This window comes from Pseudomonas rhodesiae (assembly GCF_013285305.1).
In the GTDB taxonomy this organism is placed as follows: domain Bacteria; phylum Pseudomonadota; class Gammaproteobacteria; order Pseudomonadales; family Pseudomonadaceae; genus Aquipseudomonas; species Aquipseudomonas rhodesiae.
In genome coordinates, this window is record NZ_CP054205.1 from 28481 (window position 1) to 43601 (window position 15121).

Sequence of the window (15121 nt, forward strand, 5' to 3'; positions counted from 1 at the left end):
CTGAGGACGAAAACTGCCGGGCATTATAGAGCCGCGAACCGCTTCGGGGCACTTCTAAAAATTCAGTTACGAATGCTCGGCCTGTCGGCCTTTGTTTGGGCGCACTCGCCCCACTGCGCTACAATCCTGCGCCTTCGCAGCCTGCCTGCTTCATTTACCCATCAGCCCGTGATCGCGGGACTGCAACGCGAGGTACCCGCATGGTGCACAGCATGACCGCCTTCGCCCGCGTCGAAAGAGCCGGCGTCCAGGGCACCCTGAGCTGGGAATTGCGCTCGGTCAACAGCCGCTACCTGGAGCCGCACTTGCGTCTGCCGGAGTCGTTCCGCGACCTGGAAGGCGCCGTGCGCGAAGCGTTGCGTCAGGGCATTTCCCGCGGCAAGCTGGAGTGCACCCTGCGCTTTACCGAAGAAACCACCGGCAAACCCTTGCAGGTCGACCGCGAACGCGCGGCGCAACTGGTCGCCGCCGCCGAAACCATTGCCGACCTGATCCAGCGCCCCGCACCGCTCAACCCTCTCGAAGTGCTGGCCTGGCCGGGCGTACTGGTAGCCGACGCTATCGACCCGCAGGCCCTGAATGCCGAAGCCCTCGCTTTGTTCAACCAAGGCCTGAAGGAACTCAAGGCCGGTCGTGAGCGAGAAGGTGCCGAGCTGGCCCGTCTGATCAACGAGCGCCTGACCTCGATCGAAGAGGATGTGTCGATCCTGCGCGAGCTGGTGCCGCAGATGCTGGCCACCCAACGCCAGAAGGTGCTCGACCGTTTCGCCGATATGAAGGCCGACCTCGACCCGACGCGGCTGGAGCAGGAAATGGTGCTGCTGGCGCAGAAAAGTGACGTCGCCGAAGAACTCGATCGCCTGAGCACTCACATCCTCGAAGTGCGCCGCGTGCTCAAGTCCGGCGGCGCCGCCGGTCGGCGCCTTGATTTCCTGATGCAGGAACTCAACCGCGAAGCCAATACACTGGGCTCCAAGGCCTTCGATCCGCGCAGCACCCAAGCGGCGGTCAACCTCAAAGTGTTGATCGAGCAGATGCGCGAACAAGTACAGAATATTGAGTAAGGCAACCTCCATGACCCACAGCACCGGCACCCTGTACATCATTTCCGCCCCTTCGGGCGCGGGCAAGAGCAGTCTGGTCAAGGCCCTGACCGACACCAACGATCAGATCCGCATCTCGATCTCCCACACCACCCGCGCCATGCGCCCGGGTGAGGTGAACGGCGTGCACTATCACTTCGTCGAGCGCACCGAGTTCGTGAAGATGATCGAGCACGGCGACTTCCTGGAACGCGCCGAGGTGTTCGGCAACCTCTACGGAACCTCGCAAAGCCACTTGCAGCAGACCCTGGATGAAGGCCATGACCTGATCCTGGAAATCGACTGGCAGGGCGCCGAACAGGTGCGCAAGCTGATGCCCAATGCGCGCTCGATCTTTATCCTGCCGCCCTCGCTGCAAGCCCTGCACCAACGCCTGACCAACCGTGGCCAGGACAGCGACGAGATCATCGATGGCCGCATGCGTGAAGCCGTCAGCGAAATGAGCCACTACGTCGACTACGATTACCTGATCATCAACGACGACTTTTCACACGCGCTGGATGACCTGAAGGCGATTTTCCGCGCCAATCAGCTCCAGCAGAAGCGCCAACAACAGCGCTTTGGCAAATTACTGGCCGAACTGCTCGGCTGATTGACGCTTCCCAAAACCGCTGCAAGGGCTTTACATTGGCACTTGCAGCGGTTTGACGAGGCTCCGCGAAAAATCAGCGCTTCCCTAAACGCTGGTGATTTTTTAAACTGCTCAGTCCGCTCGCCCAACCGGGCAGCGCGCATCTTGCATTCGCTCCGAGGAATACCATGGCCCGCGTAACCGTTGAAGACTGCCTAGAACACGTGGATAACCGCTTTGAGCTGGTCATGCTCTCTACCAAGCGTGCCCGTCAACTGGCCACTGGCGGCAAAGAGCCTCTGGTCCAGTGGGAAAACGACAAGCCGACCGTTGTCGCCCTGCGTGAAATCGCTGAAGGCCTGATGAGCTACGAGTTCATCGCCAACGCCGAAATCGTTGAAGACGAACCGCTGTTCGCAGCGTTCGAGGACGAGTCCAACGAGGCCGTCTAAGCCTATGCCTGGTCGACGTAGCACGGCGCGGGGTCAAAGCCATCGGCAGGAGTTCACACTTTGCCGAGCATAGACGCCCTCGCCGATCGCTTATCGGCCTACCTCGGCCCAGACCAGGTCAACCTGGTCCGCCGAGCGTATTTCTACGCCGAACAAGCCCACGACGGCCAACGCCGCCGCAGTGGCGAGGCGTACGTCACCCATCCCCTTGCGGTGGCTAATATTCTTGCCGACATGCACATGGACCATCAGAGCCTGATGGCCGCGATGCTGCATGACGTGATCGAAGACACCGGAATCGCTAAGGAAGCGCTCAGCTCCCAATTCGGCGAAACCGTGGCCGAACTGGTCGACGGGGTCAGCAAACTGACCCAGATGAATTTCGAGACCAAGGCCGAAGCCCAGGCGGAAAACTTCCAGAAGATGGCCATGGCCATGGCCCGCGATATCCGCGTGATCCTGGTCAAACTGGCCGACCGGCTGCACAACATGCGCACGCTGGAAGTGCTGTCCGGCGAAAAACGCCGGCGCATCGCCAAGGAAACCTTGGAAATCTACGCGCCCATCGCCAATCGGCTGGGCATGCACGCCATTCGCATCGAATTCGAAGACCTCGGCTTCAAGGCGATGCATCCCATGCGCTCGGCGCGCATCTACCAGGCGGTCAAGCGTGCCCGGGGCAACCGCAAGGAAATCGTCAACAAGATCGAAGAGTCGCTGAGCCATTGCCTGGCCATCGACGAAATCGAAGGCGAGGTCAGTGGCCGGCAGAAGCACATCTACGGCATCTATAAAAAGATGCGCGGCAAGCGTCGGGCCTTCAACGAGATCATGGACGTGTATGCGTTCCGGATCATCGTAGACAAGGTTGACACTTGCTACCGCGTGCTCGGCGCTGTGCATAATTTGTACAAACCCCTGCCCGGCCGCTTCAAGGACTACATCGCCATCCCCAAGGCCAACGGCTATCAGTCGCTGCATACCACGCTGTTCGGGATGCATGGCGTGCCGATCGAGATCCAGATCCGCACCCGTGAAATGGAAGAGATGGCCAACAACGGCATCGCCGCCCATTGGCTGTACAAATCCAGTGGCGACGAGCAGCCCAAAGGCACCCATGCCCGCGCCCGCCAATGGGTCAAAGGCGTGCTGGAAATGCAGCAACGCGCGGGCAACTCCCTCGAATTTATCGAAAGCGTGAAGATCGACCTGTTCCCGGACGAGGTCTACGTGTTCACGCCCAAAGGCCGGATCATGGAGTTGCCCAAAGGCTCCACGGCTGTCGATTTCGCCTATGCCGTGCACACCGATGTGGGTAACAGTTGCATCGCCTGCCGCATCAACCGGCGCCTGGCGCCACTGTCGGAGCCGCTGCAAAGCGGTTCCACCGTGGAGATCGTCAGCGCACCGGGCGCACGACCGAACCCGGCCTGGCTCAATTTCGTGGTCACCGGCAAGGCCCGTACGCACATTCGCCACGCTCTGAAACTGCAGCGCCGTTCCGAGTCCGTCAGCCTGGGCGAGCGCCTGCTGAACAAGGTACTCAACGGTTTCGACAGTGCCCTGGACAAGATTCCCCAAGAACGCGTGCAGGCGATGCTTCACGAATATCGCCAGGAAACCATCGAAGACCTGCTGGAAGATATCGGCCTGGGCAACCGCATGGCCTATGTGGTCGCCCGCCGCCTGCTGGGCGAGGGCGAGCAATTGCCGAGCCCCGAAGGCCCATTGGCGATTCGCGGCACCGAGGGCCTGGTGCTCAGCTACGCCAAATGCTGCACACCGATCCCGGGCGATCCGATCGTCGGCCACCTGTCCGCGGGCAAAGGCATGGTGGTGCACCTGGACAACTGCCGAAACATCTCCGAAATCCGGCATAACCCGGAAAAATGCATCCAGCTTTCGTGGGCCAAGGATGTCACCGGCGAATTCAACGTCGAACTGCGCGTTGAGCTGGAGCACCAGCGCGGCCTGATCGCCCTGCTGGCCAGCAGCGTCAACGCCGCCGACGGCAACATCGAAAAGATCAGCATGGACGAACGCGATGGTCGCATCAGCGTGGTCCAACTGGTGGTCAGCGTACACGACCGCGTACACCTGGCCCGTGTGATCAAGAAGCTGCGCGCCTTGACCGGGGTCATCCGCATTACCCGCATGCGTGCGTAGTTCTTCAACCCCGCCACTGCCTATTACAAGGAGTCATTCATGACCAAGACTGTTATCACCAGCGACAAAGCCCCGGCCGCCATCGGTACTTACTCCCAGGCAATCAAGGCAGGCAATACCGTCTACATGTCCGGCCAGATTCCTCTGGACCCAAAAACCATGGAACTGGTGGAAGGCTTCGAAGCCCAGACAGTTCAAGTCTTCGAAAACCTCAAGTCCGTGGCCGAAGCCGCCGGCGGTTCGTTCAAGGACATCGTCAAACTGAACATTTTCCTCACCGACCTGAGCCACTTCGCCAAGGTCAACGAGATCATGGGCAAGTACTTCGAACAGCCGTACCCAGCCCGTGCCGCCATCGGCGTGGCAGCCCTGCCAAAAGGCGCGCAGGTTGAGATGGACGCGATTCTGGTGATCGAGTAAAAACACCCGGCGCAGCCCCTACAGGCTGCGCCGACCTCGTTTTAAAAGGATTTCATGATGCGCAAAGCGCTTGTAGCCTCTTCATTGCTCGCCCTGTTGCTCGGCGGCTGTGCCAGCAACCCTGCCGACCAAGACGTGAGCGGCACTTGGATCAATCAGGTCGCCATCGACGCGGCAGCCAAGGGCGGCCCTCTGCGTGAAGCGCTGCAAAGCTTTGGCCCGAACCTCGAATGGGAGGTCAACGTCAAGGCATCTCAAGCCCGCTACTACAACGGTTTTGAAGTCGCCGAAGGCAAGTTGCTCGGGCAACAATCCGGCGCCTGGAGCGTGGATTTCTATGGCAGTTCCGCCACTGAACTCAAGCGCAAAGGTAAGCAGTTGCTGCAAGTGGCCAACGATAACGAGCCCGAGCAACTGTTCGCCCGTGCTAAAGACCCAGCTCCGGAAGGCGCACCATTGGGCGCCAACTTCGAACGAGCGCTCTATGCCGCCTACCTGGGCGGCGACTGGAAAATCACCGACGGCTTCGGCAACGGCGCAATCGTGCAGTTCCAGGCCGACGGCAAGGTTGTCGGCCTACCCAAAGTCGACCGGTATTCGCTGTGCCTGGCAGGCGATTGCGCCTCTATGAGTGGCGGCTACGACAGCATCTGGCTGCAACTCAATGGCCAGGGCAACCCTTGGATTTTCATGCGCAGGGGCAAACAGCTGGAAATTTTCCAGGCGGTCAATACGGCACAGGCAGACGAAGTACCTTCGTTTACGCCAGGCCCTCGTCAATGGTTGTTGGAAAAACAGTAACGGCCCCTGCAGGCAGTTGAATGTGAGAGGGGCGGAGTGACGATTCGGCTTGCCCCTGATAGCAATGCGTCAGTGACAGTTGGGCTGGCTGAGCCACTGCTATCGGGGGCAGGCCCCTCCCACATTTTTCAGATCGTGTTTCAGCCCTTGAGGATCGCCGCGTAGCCTTCCCGGTAAGTCGGGTATGTCGGTGCCCAGCCCAGCGCCTTGATCCGCGCGTTGCTGCATTGCTTGCTCCCCGCACGCCGCACACTGGCCTCGTCTGACCACTCTGTCACGCCCAGATAATCGCGCAGCCAGGCCACCACTTCGGCCAGCGGCGCCGGCGCGTCATCCACACCGATGTAGACCTTATCCAGCGAACCGCCCTGCTCCACATGCCGCAGCAAAAACGCGAGCAAGCCTGCTGCGTCGTCCGCGTGGATCCGGTTGCCATATAACGGTGGATCGACCGCCACCCGGTAACCTTGGCGCACCTGGGTCAGCAACCATTCGCGGCCTGGGCCGTAAATGCCGGTTAACCGCACAATGCTGGCGGGAATGCCGCTGCTCAACGCAACCTGCTCGGCTTCGAGCATGATCTGCCCGGAATAGCCTTTGGCCTGGGTTTCGGACGTTTCGTCGACCCATTCACCGTTCTGCTGCCCATACACACTGCTGCTGGACACAAACAGCAGATGTTTGGGTTGCTGGCCGTAATCGCCGAGCCACTCCAGAACATGTTGCAGCCCCTGCACGTAAGCCGCGCGGTAGCCAGCTTCATCGTGATCGGTCGCGGCGGCGCAATACACCAGGTAATCCACGCCGCCGATTGGCCAGGTATCGGGGCAGTCCTTTTTGAACAGGTCACCGCCAATGCCGATCAACCCGACAGGCAAGCGCGAAATGTCGCGCCGCAGGCCGTACACCTCCCATTCCGAGGCAAGCAATTGGCTGGCTAACCGACTCCCCACATCGCCACATCCGACAATCACAACAGAAGGCGCGGACATCATAAAACTCCGTATTGAAAGGTCTAGGTTAGCCCTCTCAGTTGACCGACGGCCAGAAAAAGGGCAAATAAAGTTACTGTATTACTTCTGTTAACAAGAATTACTTGCAATAATGACCACCCATTTGTCCTCGCCCCTTGCTCTGGGTCTGGAAGGACAATCACTCATTCTTTCTCTCAGGTCCGGCCAGCATGACACGTAATACAACCCCCGCTTCGCCAACCAAGCCTCACAGCCCTTCCCGCGCCTGGCGCGCGATTGCTGCGCTGCTGTTCAGCGTTCTGCTGGCGCCGACCGCCGCATTCGCCGATGCCACCGCACCCGCCACACCTGCTGCCGCCGAGCAGAATGCCGCCACCCCGCCCGCACCGCCTGCCGCGCCAGTCGCCACCGACCCGGCCGCCCCGGCTGCGGACGACACCGGTGTGGTGCTGGAAGAGAACAACACCTTGGGCATGGCCCACGACCTGTCGCCCTGGGGTATGTACCAGAACGCTGACGTGGTGGTGAAAGCTGTGATGATCGGCCTGGCCATAGCCTCGATCATCACTTGGACCATCTGGATCGCCAAAGGCTTCGAGCTGCTGGGCGCCAAGCGTCGCCTGCGTACTGAAATCGTCCATCTGAAAAAGGCCACCACCCTCAAGGAAGCCAGCGAAAGCGCAACCAAGAAAGGCACCCTGGCCAATACCCTGGTGCACGATGCACTGGAAGAGATGCGCCTGTCGGCCAACACTCGCGAAAAAGAAGGCATCAAAGAGCGTGTCGCCTTCCGCCTTGAGCGTCTGGTGGCTGCTTGCGGCCGCAACATGAGCAGCGGCACCGGCGTTCTGGCGACCATCGGTTCCACCGCACCGTTCGTCGGTCTGTTCGGCACCGTATGGGGCATCATGAACAGCTTTATCGGCATCGCCAAAACCCAGACCACCAACCTCGCCGTGGTTGCCCCCGGCATCGCCGAAGCCCTGCTGGCAACTGCTTTGGGTCTGGTGGCAGCGATTCCGGCAGTGGTGATCTACAACGTCTTCGCCCGCTCGATTGCCGGCTACAAGGCCCAGGTGTCGGACGCGTCGGCGGAAGTCCTGCTGCTGGTCAGCCGCGACCTCGACCACCTGCCTACCGAGCGCAGCTCGCAACCGCACATGGTGAAAGTGGGGTAATCGGCCATGGGCCTGCATTTGAATCAAGGCGACGACGAACTCGTCGAGAACCACGAAATCAACGTCACGCCGTTTATCGACGTGATGCTGGTGCTGCTGATCATCTTCATGGTGGCCGCACCGTTGGCCACCGTAGACATCAAGGTCGACCTGCCCGCCTCCAGCGCCAAACCGGCGCCACGGCCGGAAAAACCGATCTTCCTCAGCGTCAAGGCGGATCAACGTCTGTTCCTGGGCGAAGAAGAAGTCAAAACCGAAACCCTGGGCCCGGTGCTCGACGCCAAGACCCAAGGCAAGAAGGACACGACGATCTTCTTCCAAGCCGACAAAGGCGTGGACTACGGCGATCTGATGAGTGTGATGGATGCCCTGCGGGCGGCCGGCTACCTCAAGGTTGGCCTGGTTGGACTTGAGACGGCAGCCAAGAAATGATCACGACGCGCCACAAACTGACGCGTTATGGCACCAGCCTCGCCGTCGTACTGGGCGTGCATGCCATCGCGATTGCCATCGCACTCCACTGGTCGGCGCCGCGCACGGTGCAGTTGCCGCCGGCAGCCATGGTCATCGACCTGGCGCCTGCTCCCGCACCGCCACCGCCTCCGGCCCCGCCGAAGGTGGTGACGCCGCCGCAGCCGCCCGCCCCGGTGGAAGAGCTGCCGCTGCCAAAAATGGCCGAGGCGCCCAAGCCAACGATCCAGGTGCCCAAGCCGGTCAAGCCCAAGCCTAAACCCCAGCCGCCCAAGCCGGTGGAGAAAAAGCCCGAGCCGCCCAAGGAAAAACCTTCCGAGGAGCCACCGAGCGATACGCCGCCGACCCAAGCGCCACCGCAGAAATCGGCACAGCCTGCACCAGGGCCGTCGCCACAACAGCTGGCGGCCAAGGCGTCTTGGGAAGGCACGTTGCTGGCCCACTTGCAGAAGTACAAGAAGTATCCGCCAGGCGCCCAGGCCCGAGGCAAGGAAGGTCTGAACCGCCTGAAGTTCGTGGTCGATGCCGAAGGCAATGTGCTGTCCTACGAGCTGGTGGGCCTTTCCGGCAACGCCGACCTGGACCGCGCCACCCTGGACATGATCCGTCGTGCCCAACCGCTGCCCAAACCGCCGGCCGATATGGTCAAGAGCGGCAGCATCGAGATCGTTGCACCGTTCGTGTACAACATCGAAAAGCGTCGCCGCTGAACATGAGTGTGGCGAGGGGTAACCCTCGTCACTTTCAGCAAAATCCTCAGCAGTTCCCACTCAATCCCTAACAAACTTCTGATAACGTGCGTCTATCGATTGCAGCCGGTATGCTTGGCCCGCAACCTCATGGACGCCCGCTATGACTCTTACAGAATTACGCTACATCGTGACCCTCGCCCAAGAGCAACACTTTGGCCATGCGGCCGAGCGCTGCCATGTCAGCCAGCCGACGCTGTCGGTGGGCGTGAAAAAGCTTGAAGACGAACTCGGTGTGCTGATTTTCGAGCGCAGCAAGAGCGCCGTGCGCCTCACGCCAGTAGGCGAAGGCATCGTCGCCCAGGCCCAGAAGGTGCTGGAGCAGGCGCAAAGCATTCGCGAACTGGCCCAGGCCGGCAAGAACCAACTGACCGCGCCGCTCAAGGTCGGAGCCATCTACACCGTCGGCCCATACCTGTTCCCGCACTTGATTCCGCAACTGCACCGCGTCGCGCCGCAGATGCCGTTGTATATCGAAGAGAACTTCACCCACGTACTGCGCGACAAACTGCGCAACGGCGAGCTGGATGCGATCATCATCGCCCTGCCGTTCAACGAAGCGGATGTGCTCACCCTGGCGCTCTACGACGAGCCGTTCCAGGTGCTGATGCCCGCCTCGCACCCGTGGACCAAAAAAGCCAGCATCGACGCTGCCCTGCTCAACGACAAGAGCCTGCTGCTGCTCGGTGAAGGCCACTGCTTCCGCGATCAGGTGCTGGAAGCCTGCCCGACCCTCACCAAGGGCAACGACGGCGCCAAGCACACCACCGTGGAGTCCAGCTCCCTGGAAACCATCCGTCACATGGTCGCCTCGGGCCTGGGCATCTCGATCCTGCCGCTGTCGGCGGTGGACAGCCATCACTACGCCCCCGGCGTAATCGAAGTACGCCCGCTTACACCGCCGGTGCCGTTCCGCACGGTGGCCATCGCCTGGCGCGCCAGCTTCCCAAGGCCCAAGGCGATTGAGATTCTCGCCGACTCCATCCGCCTGTGCTCGGTGGCCAAGCCGACTGCGGCGAGCTAAGTAACCGTATGACTGAGCTGTCGCAGGTGTCGGTGACGGCACTCAAGGGTGTCGGTGAGGCCATGGCCGAGAAGTTGGCCAAGGTCGGCCTGGAGAACCTCCAGGACGTGCTGTTCCACCTGCCCCTGCGCTATCAGGACCGCACCCGCGTGGTGCCCATCGGCCACTTGCGCCCTGGGCAGGATGCGGTGATCGAAGGCACCGTCAGCGGTGCCGATGTGGTGATGGGCAAGCGCCGCAGCCTGGTGGTGCGCTTGCAGGACGGTACCGGCGGCCTGAGCCTGCGTTTCTACCACTTCAGCAATGCGCAGAAAGAGGGCCTCAAGCGCGGCACCCGCGTGCGCTGCTACGGTGAGGCCCGGCCCGGCGCGTCGGGCCTGGAGATCTACCACCCGGAATACCGCGCCATCACCGGCGACGAACCGCCACCGGTAGATACCACCCTCACCCCGATCTACCCGCTCACCGAAGGCCTGACTCAACAGCGCCTGCGCCAGTTGTGCATGCAGACGCTGTCCATGCTCGGCCCCACCAGCCTGCCCGACTGGCTGCCCTTGGAGTTGGCCCGCGATTACCAGTTGGCGCCACTGGCCGATGCGATTCGCTACCTGCATCACCCCCCCGCCGATGCCGACGTGGACGAGCTGGCCCTGGGTCATCACTGGGCCCAGCACCGCCTGGCCTTTGAAGAGTTGCTGACTCACCAACTGTCCCAGCAACGCCTGCGCGAAAGCATGCGCTCCCTGCGCGCGCCGGCGATGCCCAAGGCCACGCGTCTGCCCGCGCAATACCTGGCCAATCTCGGCTTTACGCCGACCGGCGCCCAGCAGCGCGTAGGCAACGAAATCGCCTACGACCTGAGTCAGCACGAACCCATGCTGCGCCTGATCCAGGGCGACGTCGGCGCAGGCAAGACCGTGGTCGCCGCCCTCGCCGCGCTGCAAGCCCTGGAGGCCGGTTACCAGGTGGCGCTGATGGCGCCTACCGAGATTCTAGCCGAGCAGCATTTCATCACCTTCAAGCGCTGGCTCGAACCGCTGGGCCTGGAAGTGGCGTGGCTGGCGGGCAAGCTCAAAGGCAAGAACCGCGTAGCCGCCCTGGAGCAGATCGCCGCCGGCGCCCCCATGGTGGTGGGCACCCACGCGCTGTTTCAAGACGAAGTGCAGTTCAAGAACCTGGCGCTGGTGATCATCGACGAACAACACCGCTTCGGCGTGCAGCAACGCCTGGCCCTGCGCCAGAAAGGCGTGGGCGGACGTATGAGCCCGCACCAACTGATCATGACTGCCACGCCGATCCCGCGCACTCTGGCGATGAGCGCTTACGCCGACCTCGACACCTCGATCCTCGACGAATTGCCGCCGGGTCGCACCCCGGTCAACACCGTGCTGGTCACCGATACGCGGCGGGTCGAGGTGATCGAGCGCGTGCGCGGCGCGTGCGCCGAAGGGCGCCAGGCGTACTGGGTCTGTACGCTGATCGAAGAGTCCGAAGAGCTGACCTGCCAGGCCGCCGAAACCACCTATGAAGACCTCACCAGCGCCCTGGGCGAACTCAAGGTCGGGCTGATCCATGGTCGTATGAAGCCCGCGGAAAAAGCGGCGGTGATGGCCGAATTCAAGGCCGGCAACCTGCAACTGCTGGTGGCCACTACGGTGATCGAAGTCGGCGTGGACGTGCCCAACGCCAGCCTGATGATTATCGAAAACCCCGAACGCCTGGGCCTGGCGCAATTGCACCAACTGCGCGGCCGCGTCGGTCGAGGCAGCGCCGCCAGCCACTGCGTGCTGCTATACCACCCACCGCTATCGCAGATCGGCCGCCAGCGCCTGGGCATCATGCGCGAAACCAACGACGGTTTTGTCATCGCCGAAAAAGACCTCGAACTACGCGGCCCCGGTGAAATGCTCGGCACGCGCCAGACCGGCCTGTTGCAGTTCAAAGTGGCCGACCTGATGCGCGACGCCGACCTGCTGCCTGCCGTCCGCGATGCGGCGCAAGCGCTGCTGGAGCGCTGGCCGGATCATGTCAGTCCGCTGTTGGATCGCTGGCTGCGGCACGGTCAGCAATACGGCCAGGTTTGACGCAGCCGAAGCAAAAGGCGTCGCGGATCCCCAACCGGGTCACAAAAAGCACTTATCCGACCAACACTTGTATCAAGCTGGTTATACTTCGGTGACTGTACGAAATTGGATCAGGCCATGTCAGAAGTTGCCCACGCCACAGCCCCGCTGGCCGCCCCGCCGGTTATCCGCGCTCTGCTCGCCAAGCTTGTCGTCAGCTACACGGAAGTCGCCGAACAACCGGGCCTGAATCCTGCGCAAAAGGTGCAGGCCGTGCTGTTGGAAGACGCGGTGGGCGCACTGATGGTGCTGTTTCCCCAGAACCAACTGCTGGACCTCAACCGCCTCGCCGAACTCACTGGGCGTCGCCTGACCGCCGTGGCGCCGGATCGCATCAAGCGCATGCTGGACAAGCACGACCTGAAACTGCTGCCGGGCCTGCCGCCGCTCACCAGTTCGCCATGCCTGTACGAAGGCAGCCTGCTCAACGAGCCGAGCCTGTTGGTGCATTCGGGCGAAGCCGGGCTGCTGCTGGAAATCCCCACTGATGCCTTCAAGACGATGCTCACCAAGGCCAGCGCCGCGCAATTCGGCGAGCCGTTGAGCAATATCCGCCCGAACCTCGACCGCCCTAATGATGACCGCGAGGAAATCACCCAGGCGATGCAGGCGTTCACCGCTCGCCGTATCCAGCAGCGCCTGGAAGCGACCATCGAAATTCCGCCGCTGGCCGACACTGCGCAGAAGATCATCAAGCTGCGGGTCGACCCCAACGCCACCATCGACGACATCACCGGCGTGGTGGAAACCGACCCGGCGCTGGCGGCGCAGGTGGTGAGCTGGGCGGCGTCGCCGTACTACGCGTCGCCGGGCAAGATCCGCTCCGTGGAAGACGCCATCGTGCGCGTGCTGGGGTTCGACCTGGTGATCAACCTGGCGCTGGGCTTGGCCCTGGGCAAAACCTTGAGCCTGCCCAAGGACCATCCGCAACAGGCCACGCCGTACTGGCACCAGTCGATCTACACCGCGGCCGTGATCGAGGGCCTGACCCGCGCCATGCCCCGCGCCCAGCGCCCGGAAGCGGGCCTGACGTACCTCGCCGGCCTGCTGCACAACTTTGGCTACCTGTTGCTGGCCCATGTGTTCCCGCCGCACTTCTCGCTGATCTGCCGCCACTTGGAGGTCAACCCACACCTGTGCCACAGCTATGTGGAACAGCACTTGCTGGGCATCAGCCGCGAGCAGATCGGCGCCTGGTTGATGCGTTATTGGGACATGCCGGACGAATTGTCCACCGCCCTGCGCTTCCAGCACGACCCGACCTACGACGGTAACTACGCCGAGTACCCGAACCTGGTGTGCCTGGCCGTTCGCCTGCTGCGCAGCCGTGGGATCGGTTCCGGACCGGACGAAGCGATCCCGGATGCACTGCTTGAGCGTCTGGGCTTGAGCCGGGACAAAGCTGACGAAGTGGTGGGTAAGGTGCTGGACGCCGAAGTTTTGCTGCGCGAATTGGCCTCGCAATTCACTCAGGGCTGAGTGTGGCGCCTGTCAGATAGCAATCGGGGGCAAGCCCCCTCCCACATGGGAATGCATTCCAAATGTGGGAGGGGGCTTGCCCCCGATAAATCCAACTCGGTCTAGCTGAAAAGCCCTACTTCTTTTTCTTCGGCTTCAAGTACTTCGTCAGCCCCTGGAACCAGATCACCAGCGCCGGGTTGCCCTTGATCTGGATCGACTTGTCCTGAATCCCCGTCATAAACGCCAGTTGCTTGTTTTTCGCCTGCATCGTGGCGAAGCCGTAGGCGGCATCTTTAAAGGCAATGGCAAACGCCGGCGCGGGGTGAACACCCGAGCGGCTGGTGATGCGCTGATCTTTGACGATGAAATGACGGGCAACCTTGCCGTCGAGGGTCTGCAACTGGAACGCCAGGTCTTTATCACCCAGTTGTTGCTGAAAGGCAGGGTTGGTGCGGCTGGCTTTGCCCATCATCAGGCCCAGCACCCACAGGAGAAGACGAAATTTCATGCACACGGCCTCGGTGTAATTATTGAGTGGCCGCAGCAGTGTAGCGATTTGCCGGAAGAACGCCACCGATCTCGCGCTTTAGCGGGAGATCGGCTGGCGTTTAACGCTTATAGCAACATGTTGCTTAAACGTTAGGGCAAGGGACCGGTGCCCAGTCGGCCAGGTTTGGATCGCGGCAGGTGCCTTCGATCTGTGCCTTACCGGCGCTGGCGACCTGCTTGCTTTCAGCTTGCTTGGTCTGCGCGGTCTGCAGGGTTTTCTCGGTAGCGACAGCTTCTTTCGGCACCACCGGCAGCACTGGCTTCTTGGCCGGTTTCACAGCCTTTTTGCCCTTGGTCGGAGCAACCACCGGAGTGGTATCGGCGGTGGCCACGGTCACCACGTCGTTACGCTGTACACCGACCTGTTGCAGGTCTTTCTCATAAGCCTGGGTGTAGTTGTTCAGGTCTTCGGCGGCTTTGCCATTGACCGCTACGATCAGGTCGTTGGATTCCTTCAGGCCGGCGACGATTTCCGCCAGGCGCTTGCGGCCTTCGGTGTCGTTGACGGTCTTGGCTTTGCGATCGGCCACCAGCTTGGTGAACGCGCTCTGGTAGCACTGCTGCGAGGCTTTGGCGTAGGCGGTGCTGCGATCGATGTCGGACACGCTCTTGTTGACGTCGGCCGCGTAGGACGCAATGCGCTGGTTGTCGTCGGCAATCTGCTTCTGACGCTCGGTGTAGTAACCCGCCGCGCCGCCGGCCAGGGCACCGCCCGCCGCGCCGATGGCGGCGTTACGGCCGCGCTTGTCCTTGTCGCCGCTCAACACGCCCAGCAGGGCACCGCCGGCAGCGCCGATGGCCGCGCCGGTAACGACCGACTTGGTCATGTCCGAATCGGTGGCACGCAGGTGCTGGACCGGCTCGTAGCAGCTTGGGTAGTACTCGACCTTGGTGCTCGACGCGACCTTGGAGGCCGGCGACGTGGCGCAACCGGTCAGTACGGTGCTGAAACCGGCTGCGATCAGCAGCAAGTGACGCTTGGAAACCGCCTTACGGGAAAAAAGCATAAGTTGTGTTCTCTTCTAAGTTTGACTTGCCCAGCACGGCCGATGCCGCCTGAGTCCCTTCCAAGCTCGCCA

Annotated in this window: 15 protein-coding genes; 12 read left to right on the forward strand and 3 right to left on the reverse strand. The window is 61.9% G+C overall.

Going from position 1 to position 15121, the window contains the following annotated elements:
- Positions 1–200 precede the first annotated feature (200 nt).
- The 6 genes from HRH33_RS00155 (at position 201) to HRH33_RS00180 (ending at position 5513) form a co-directional block, all read left to right on the forward strand.
- Complete coding sequence (locus HRH33_RS00155; protein WP_167416954.1) at positions 201–1064, forward strand: YicC/YloC family endoribonuclease; 864 nt, start codon at positions 201–203, stop codon at positions 1062–1064.
- 10 nt (positions 1065–1074) lie between these two features.
- Positions 1075–1695: a guanylate kinase gene (gene gmk, locus HRH33_RS00160; RefSeq protein ID WP_034139821.1), complete on the forward strand. Its 621-nt coding sequence runs from the start codon at positions 1075–1077 to the stop codon at positions 1693–1695.
- A gap of 167 nt (positions 1696–1862) precedes the next feature.
- The gene (gene rpoZ / locus HRH33_RS00165) at positions 1863–2126 is read left to right on the forward strand and encodes a DNA-directed RNA polymerase subunit omega (protein WP_003176920.1); all 264 of its coding nucleotides are present in this window, start codon (positions 1863–1865) and stop codon (positions 2124–2126) included.
- 60 nt (positions 2127–2186) lie between these two features.
- The gene (gene spoT, locus HRH33_RS00170; protein WP_034101485.1) at positions 2187–4292 is read left to right on the forward strand and encodes a bifunctional GTP diphosphokinase/guanosine-3',5'-bis pyrophosphate 3'-pyrophosphohydrolase; all 2106 of its coding nucleotides are present in this window, start codon (positions 2187–2189) and stop codon (positions 4290–4292) included.
- 39 nt (positions 4293–4331) lie between these two features.
- A complete protein-coding gene (locus HRH33_RS00175) occupies positions 4332–4712 on the forward strand; it encodes a RidA family protein (protein WP_003176922.1) in 381 nt (126 codons plus the stop codon).
- 57 nt (positions 4713–4769) lie between these two features.
- Positions 4770–5513, forward strand: a complete 744-nt coding sequence (locus tag HRH33_RS00180; RefSeq protein WP_167416953.1) for a hypothetical protein — start codon at positions 4770–4772, stop codon at positions 5511–5513.
- Positions 5514–5653: 140 nt separating this feature from the next.
- Here the strand turns inward: HRH33_RS00180 and HRH33_RS00185 are convergent, their stop codons facing one another.
- Entirely contained in the window at positions 5654–6505 is an 852-nt protein-coding gene (locus HRH33_RS00185) for an SDR family oxidoreductase (RefSeq protein WP_167416952.1), read from the reverse strand.
- A gap of 191 nt (positions 6506–6696) precedes the next feature.
- Here HRH33_RS00185 and exbB point away from each other — a divergent pair, with 191 nt between their 5' ends.
- The 6 genes from exbB (at position 6697) to HRH33_RS00215 (ending at position 13511) form a co-directional block, all read left to right on the forward strand.
- A complete protein-coding gene (gene exbB / locus HRH33_RS00190) occupies positions 6697–7665 on the forward strand; it encodes a tonB-system energizer ExbB (protein ID WP_034139823.1) in 969 nt (322 codons plus the stop codon).
- A 6-nt stretch (positions 7666–7671) separates the two neighbouring features.
- A complete protein-coding gene (gene exbD, locus HRH33_RS00195) occupies positions 7672–8097 on the forward strand; it encodes a TonB system transport protein ExbD (protein ID WP_017526806.1) in 426 nt (141 codons plus the stop codon).
- Positions 8094–8846 (forward strand): TonB family protein, encoded by a 753-nt coding sequence (locus tag HRH33_RS00200; protein WP_034101489.1) that lies wholly within the window; start codon positions 8094–8096, stop codon positions 8844–8846. Before exbD ends, HRH33_RS00200 begins: the two co-directional genes overlap by 4 nt.
- Before the next feature lie 142 nt (positions 8847–8988).
- Entirely contained in the window at positions 8989–9909 is a 921-nt protein-coding gene (locus HRH33_RS00205) for a hydrogen peroxide-inducible genes activator (protein ID WP_034101490.1), read from the forward strand.
- Between the two features lie 8 nt (positions 9910–9917).
- Entirely contained in the window at positions 9918–11993 is a 2076-nt protein-coding gene (gene recG / locus HRH33_RS00210; protein WP_034101491.1) for an ATP-dependent DNA helicase RecG, read from the forward strand.
- Between the two features lie 117 nt (positions 11994–12110).
- On the forward strand, positions 12111–13511 hold the full coding sequence (locus HRH33_RS00215) for an aminoacyl-tRNA deacylase and HDOD domain-containing protein (protein ID WP_173603342.1): 1401 nt from the start codon (positions 12111–12113) through the stop codon (positions 13509–13511).
- A 115-nt stretch (positions 13512–13626) separates the two neighbouring features.
- On the opposite strand, the gene HRH33_RS00220 is transcribed toward HRH33_RS00215, so the two are convergent.
- Together HRH33_RS00220 and tagQ are read right to left on the reverse strand one after the other, a co-directional pair.
- The gene (locus HRH33_RS00220) at positions 13627–14001 is read right to left on the reverse strand and encodes a hypothetical protein (protein ID WP_003195530.1); all 375 of its coding nucleotides are present in this window, start codon (positions 13999–14001) and stop codon (positions 13627–13629) included.
- 124 nt (positions 14002–14125) lie between these two features.
- Complete coding sequence (gene tagQ / locus HRH33_RS00225) at positions 14126–15049, reverse strand: type VI secretion system-associated lipoprotein TagQ (protein ID WP_167416951.1); 924 nt, start codon at positions 15047–15049, stop codon at positions 14126–14128.
- Between the last annotated feature and the right edge of the window lie 72 nt (positions 15050–15121).